The following is a 3,452-nucleotide window of genomic DNA, read 5'->3' on the forward strand; positions in this document are numbered from 1 at the left end:
ACATTGGGGGAACTGATAAAGGAAAAAAGAGTAGGTTTGGGAATTAGCTTATCGGAATTAGGAAGAGTAACAGGGATTAGCAAAGGGGTTTTATCGAAGATTGAAAACGATGAAACAAAACGTCCAGAGCTTCGAACATTAAAACCAATTGCAGATGTTTTAGAAATCCCTTATGAAGAGATCATGGAACGCTATATTGATGTTGAGCACAGAATTGAATTCTTGGATAGCCTATTATCAGAAGCAATAGAAATGAAAAATTTGTTTTTAATAGCTAAATTAGCAAAAAAAATTCTTGAGAATTCCCAAGAAGATACATATACATCATTAGAACGATTGTATGATCTTGCAGGTAATACAATAAGGAATGAGGTTAAATTAAAGCTATATAGTGTTATTATTGAGTACGCTAGAATGCGTGGGGAGCCAAAATATATAGTAAAGGGTTTGTTACAAAAATATCTTATTGAAAGAAAAGATCTGAAAAAAATGGAGGATAGTTTTTCACTTGGGCAAGAAATTATACATTATAAAGGATTCTTGACTGAAGAAGAAAAAGCAATCTTTTATTTCCGTATGGCACTTCAAGCATTTGCCATTAAGAAATACCATGAAAGCATTGAACTAGCTAAAGCAGGTCTTATTGAAGACAAATCTAGCAGTGAATTAAAGGCTAGAGCCTATTTAGCAATGATTAATTCTCTTTTATTATTAGGGAAATATGATGAAGTTGAACATTATTTGTATATTTTCGAAAACTTTGAATATAATTTCGTTTCCGATGCTACCAAAATCACACGTGGCATTGTAAAAGCTAAAAAGAAGGAATATGATGTAGCTATTTCAATGTTAAAAGAGTGTTTAGACGAGGCTAGTAAAGAGCTTAAAATACATGCGGCGAATGAACTATTTGATGTATATTTTCAAACGAGAGACATAAACTCCATTGCAGAATTGCTGACCCTAGAAGAAGAATGTATAATTAGCAATCCTCAAACACCATTTCAGTACATATCTATGGGGATATTTTATCGATACAAAGGAAATTTTATGATGGAAACTGGATTCCCTGAAGAAGGAAAAGAATGCTATCTGTCGAGTTTAAATTCTTTTGGGAAGGTGAGCGCATATCAAGAAATGTTAATATGCATGAAAGATGTTTTCTCACATTTTTCCAAAAAGTCAATGTCGTTTGATTTGGAATATATAAAACAATTAGATGAAGTGTATAATAATATTACGAACATAAATTGTAATTAAAGGAGGAATGTGGAATGAAAAAGATGCTAACTGTGACGGTATTATTCTTATCATTAATTGTTGTTGCGGATTTATTGCCTTTAAACAAAACAGAAGACACTCTAAATGTCATCGCATTAAAAAGTACTCCGTATGTAGTTGATCCGGGATATTAAATCAATTATTTCTTCTTCAAGGGCGCTGTTAATCCAGCGTTCTTTTTTATGAACAATAATTTATTTTTTGTCGAAATTTTAAGTGCGTTCTACATATTTAATATCGGAAGGTAATTTATAGTACATATGGTAAAATGATACACAGGGGGAAGGAGGGAGGTGTCATCTTCAAATTATATGACTTAACAACTAAAAGGGGCGTTCCCATTAGTTTGCACACCATCGGAACGCCCCACACCTTGAGCAACAAAAAATATTACTCAAGTTCATTTTAACACTCACATACAGAATATGAAAACAGAAAATTTCAAATCCAAAGATGATTTACAGAAGCTCATTGAAATCCTCCGTCAAGAATTAGAACAGGTATTTTTAGAGAAGGCTCATTTTTACATCCAGCTGTACTTCAAATGAGACAGCAACTAGACGAGTACATTGCTGCACTTCAAAAAATACAGTAAATAAGTTCAAGAAAAACATTTTTGTTAGGCTAAAAAAGTATGTGCATTTCGTGACCTTTTGTTTCTTGTAATACCATTTTTTGTGTTGTAATATAATGTAAATGGAGGTTTTTAAATGTTTAAAAAAGTATTGCCTGTAATGTTTACTCTTTCTTTGATAGCTACAGGAGTTGTATCTGCGAATGAGCCGACTCAATCACAAAGTCATGAAAAACTTCCAAAAGCACAATCTAATGCCACGTATTATTACTGGAAAATAATCGGTACTGAGAATCTTGGTAAAGTGACAAAAGGTGATTGGATAGTGGACTATATCGGCTATCCAGCAAAAGGTGCAGGAGAGGTGGATTCGTTTTCTATTTCTACTTCTTATTCTCACTCAGTAAGTGGGTCAATTCAAGTTGGGAATGATATTATATCAGCTACTGTTGGATATGAAATAGGGGACGAGGTACAACTAACAGTACAGAAGGCATCAAGACCGCTTGCTAAAGGAGAATATGTTAAAGCTAGTTACAGAAAAACTTATCTACGCACGCTTATAGATCAACAACAGTATTTCTATGATTTAGGAAATACATATCCTCAAAATAAATATGCAAAGGGTTATGCAGACGAGGCAATTAAGCCCGAAATTAAACTAGATTATTATAAAACAAATGCATCACTTACACCAGAAGAGGAAAAACCTTACTTTACCGAAATTTTTGAATACGTTGATGGAGCGTATGTAAAAGTTTCTGAACAAACCCATTAATAGCACACTTTGGAGGGTGCATATGAAGACAACAGGATTAATTATAACTTCATTAGGGCTTATTGGACTCTCACTAGTATTAGGAATGGCAAAGTTAACCATGTATGTTGACAAAATGATTGGTAGTTACCACCCTGACTGGACTAAATATTTAGAAATGGGCACGATATTTCCTGTAATTATTGTCTTAGTTATAGGAATTGTTTGCTTATTTATTAAACAAAAATGAACATTATGAATTAAGGGCAATGAGCTATGATTTGCCTTGGAAATGTCTTTTAGATCCAATAGAATCTCCCTCAAGGGGCGACTCACAGGTTGACTGAAAATAGACACTCCCCACAGTTTCCAGACTCAAGGGAGGTCTATTTCTTTTGTTATTTTTCAAACCTAATCTTACAAAATAAATACATAACCAGTATCTTCATCATATTTTAGATTCCTTACTGTAAACCTAGTTGGAATTTTGACATCTTTTTACTTTATTGATTTGAATGGCTTTACTAATTTCTTTGTTTTTGATGGATTTTCATTTGGTAGTTCTGAATTACTTATAAGGATTTACAATACTGGAGTAGTTGGGAATATCTTTTTTGTGGTAGTTAATGTAACCATAATATTGAGGTTTGTTGAGGAGCTTTAAGTGGGTGAAACAATGAGAAGTAAATCTTTACTAATAAACTTTGCTTCAGTAGCATTAGCAGAATTGATTTGTTTATTTTATATCAAGCAAAATAAAATCTTTACTTGGACTGTGAGTTTACATGCATCCCAGATCACTGCAACAGGTGAGACGGGATTTTTTTATAAATCAAGCTA

Annotated in this window: 4 protein-coding genes and 1 pseudogene; all 5 read left to right on the forward strand. The window is 32.9% G+C overall.

Annotated elements, in window-relative coordinates:
• Window positions 1–1,260, forward strand: a 1,260-nt coding sequence (locus AYJ08_RS05400; protein ID WP_231929012.1) for a helix-turn-helix domain-containing protein, incomplete at its 5' end; no start/stop codon positions are given.
• Window positions 1,261–1,274: 14 nt separating this feature from the next.
• Window positions 1,275–1,415 (forward strand): hypothetical protein, encoded by a 141-nt coding sequence (locus AYJ08_RS23860; RefSeq protein WP_197490591.1) that lies wholly within the window; start codon window positions 1,275–1,277, stop codon window positions 1,413–1,415.
• Between the two features lie 291 nt (window positions 1,416–1,706).
• Window positions 1,707–1,876, forward strand: a pseudogene (locus AYJ08_RS24330) (Spo0E family sporulation regulatory protein-aspartic acid phosphatase).
• Window positions 1,877–1,991: 115 nt separating this feature from the next.
• Complete coding sequence (locus AYJ08_RS05405; RefSeq protein WP_064016877.1) at window positions 1,992–2,633, forward strand: hypothetical protein; 642 nt, start codon at window positions 1,992–1,994, stop codon at window positions 2,631–2,633.
• A gap of 22 nt (window positions 2,634–2,655) precedes the next feature.
• Window positions 2,656–2,862, forward strand: a complete 207-nt coding sequence (locus AYJ08_RS05410; protein ID WP_031413827.1) for a hypothetical protein — start codon at window positions 2,656–2,658, stop codon at window positions 2,860–2,862.
• The last annotated feature ends 590 nt before the right edge of the window (window positions 2,863–3,452 follow it).

The organism is Brevibacillus sp. SKDU10 (assembly GCF_001645205.1).
Taxonomy (GTDB): domain Bacteria; phylum Bacillota; class Bacilli; order Brevibacillales; family Brevibacillaceae; genus Brevibacillus_B; species Brevibacillus_B halotolerans.

Coding starts and splice junctions, on each gene's coding strand:
- AYJ08_RS23860 (WP_197490591.1), top strand. CDS start 1,275: ATGAAAAAGATGCTAACTGTGACGGTATTATTCTTATCATTAATTGTT.
- AYJ08_RS05405 (WP_064016877.1), top strand. CDS start 1,992: ATGTTTAAAAAAGTATTGCCTGTAATGTTTACTCTTTCTTTGATAGCT.
- AYJ08_RS05410 (WP_031413827.1), top strand. CDS start 2,656: ATGAAGACAACAGGATTAATTATAACTTCATTAGGGCTTATTGGACTC.